3 protein-coding genes are annotated in these 2,226 nt (G+C 70.6%); 2 read left to right on the top strand and 1 reads right to left on the bottom strand.

What is annotated here, in order from left to right:
- The first annotated feature begins 179 nt into the window (after positions 1 to 179).
- Both ACFVHV_RS35065 and ACFVHV_RS35060 read left to right on the top strand, forming a co-directional pair.
- A complete protein-coding gene (locus ACFVHV_RS35065; protein ID WP_380356822.1) occupies positions 180 to 770 on the top strand; it encodes a hypothetical protein in 591 nt (196 codons plus the stop codon).
- Positions 771 to 869: 99 nt separating this feature from the next.
- The gene (locus ACFVHV_RS35060; protein ID WP_380356819.1) at positions 870 to 1,424 is read left to right on the top strand and encodes a hypothetical protein; all 555 of its coding nucleotides are present in this window, start codon (positions 870 to 872) and stop codon (positions 1,422 to 1,424) included.
- Between the two features lie 63 nt (positions 1,425 to 1,487).
- On the opposite strand, the gene ACFVHV_RS35055 is transcribed toward ACFVHV_RS35060, so the two are convergent.
- Positions 1,488 to 1,886 carry a hypothetical protein gene (locus ACFVHV_RS35055; protein ID WP_359914318.1) on the bottom strand — a complete coding sequence of 133 codons (399 nt, stop codon included), beginning with the start codon at positions 1,884 to 1,886 and terminating at the stop codon, positions 1,488 to 1,490.
- Positions 1,887 to 2,226 lie beyond the last annotated feature (340 nt).

The raw sequence follows: 2,226 nt of genomic DNA, 5'->3' as shown, positions 1-2,226 counted from the left end.
GGGCGTGGTCCTCGGTGAGGGGGGGGGCGGGATTTTGTGGGGGGGGGTGTGTTTCCTCGGGGGGGGGGGGGGGGTCGGGGGGGATCCCCGGGCGCCCCGCCCGCGGGCTACCCCGGCCGCCGGCCCGTCCGGCATCCCCGTAGTAAAGTCCCGGCAAAGGACAACTCCGGGGGGAGCAAATGACGGTGACGCGCCGCAGGCAGGTCGTCTGGTGGCTCAGGGGCATCGCGCTGGCGTCCGTCCTCGTCTACCTGCCGGGCTACTTCTCCTCCCGCCAGGGCGGGCTGGTCGAGGTCGAGCGCTGGCTGAACCACCCGGTGCTGCTGCTCGGGACGGCGATCACGCTGGCCGTCGCCTCGGTGGTGGCCCAGTTCGAGTTCCGCACCAGATGGGCGCAGATCGGCTGCGCGGCCGTCCTGTCACCGCTCCTCGTCATCGGGGCGGGGGTCGGGGCCGTGGCGTACATCTTCGGCGGCGACGGCCGGCTGGTCGACCGCAGGCCCGACCCGAACCGCTCCGACCACGTGCTGCGCGTCACCGACATCGCCTTCTCGATCGATCCGGTCTACCGGGTGGAGCTGCTGACGGGCAGCGGCTGGTCGGCCCGCCACTGGGGCCTCGGCACCTGGGAGGAGGGCGACGGCTTCGTCAAGGCCGAATGGTCCGCCCCGGGCCGGATCACGGTGACCTTGCGGGAGGAGATCGAGGTCTTCACCGTGGACGAGGACGGGACGCTGGGCGGCCCCTCGGCCATGCCCCGGCCCCGCTAGAGCTGTCGTAAGGTCCGTGCCGAAGATCGGTGAACCGCCGGGGGCGAGCGAGGGATGTCAGCGGCACGTCGCAAGCAGATCGCGTGGAGGCTCAGAGGGGTGGCGTTCGCGGCGCTGCCGGCGTACCTGGCGGGTTGGTACGCGTCCCGACCGGGCGGGCTGGTGGTGGTCGATCAGTGGCTCAACCACCCGGTGCTGCTGGTCGGCACGGCGGTCGTGCTGGTCGTGGCCTCGCTGATCATCGAGCTGGAGTTCCGTACCCGGGTGTCGCAGATCGGTTGCGCCGCCGGCCTGGTGGCGCTGATCTTCGGCGCGCCGATGACCGTGTTCACGGTGTTGGCGACCACCGGCTTCCCGGGGCGGACCGACCGGGAGGCCTCCCCGGGCCGCCCGGACCGGGTGCTGACCATGACCGATGTCGCCTTCTCGATCGATCCGATCTACCGGGTGGAGCTGGTGTCCGGTACCGGTTGGTCCGCCCGCCACTGGAGCATGGGCATCTGGAACACCCAGTACGGCGACTTGGTCCGCATCGACTGGTCCGGGACGGACCGGATCACCATCACCGGGCGCAAGAAGCTCACGGTCTTCGACGTCCTTCCGGACGGCAGCCCGAGCGCCCCGCGGGAGGAGCCCCTGCCCCCGAAGCAGTGAAACGGTCCGGCCCTCCGCCGGGGGTCGGGGGAGGGCCCGACCGTCCGCCTCGGCGGGAAGGCGTCACCAGCGGTCGATGCCCATGGTCCTGGCCGCGCTGTGGACGGCGTTGTAGTGCGGGATCGACATGTCGGACTTCTTCTGGCCCGCCGGCAGGTTCCGGTCGGCGGCGCGGAACTCGTCGCGGGCCTCCGCGAGCAGGCTGGTGCCGTGGGAGACCGGGACGTCCTTGGTGCCGTGTGCCGGGTGGGACTTGGCGGCCGTCCTGCTGCCCGCGTTGATCAGGGTGTCGCGGGCCTGGTTGTAGTCGGCGACCTTGACGGTCTTCGGGTTGCGGAGCTCCGCCCGCACTCCGGCCGCCGACGGCGCCTGTTCGGCGGCGACGGCGGCCGGAGCGGCAGCGGTGGTGAGCGCACCCGTCACGAGGACGGTCGCGAAGGCGTTCCGAAGGGACCTGTGCATGAGGGTGTCCTTCCGACAAGGAAAGCGTCACGGATTCGCTCCCTCATGAGCACCGGAACGGTCAGGGTGCGAACGCCTCCGCCCTACCCCGGCCCCCGGCGGCGGAAAACCGGCTTCCGCTCAGGAAGTTCGCCGACGATGAGATCAGGCCTTTGCCTGATTGTGCGTTCATGGGATCAGCGCAGTCGAAAGGTGGGGCTGCAACGCGGAAGGGTGCGGCCAACCGGGGGGTGGGCGGCCCCTACCACAGTGGGGGGCCCGGCCCCGGGTTGAAGGGCAAGTACAAAAGAAAATATGGCGGTGTGAGGTTTCAACCCCTACCCCAGAAGGGGAAAAAAAA

Origin of the sequence: Kitasatospora sp. NPDC127116 (assembly GCF_042677365.1) — a bacterium.
GTDB lineage: Bacteria > Actinomycetota > Actinomycetes > Streptomycetales > Streptomycetaceae > Kitasatospora > Kitasatospora lactacystinica.
Note: the sequence above shows the minus strand (reverse complement) of the source record. Positions and strands in the feature narration are given on the sequence as shown.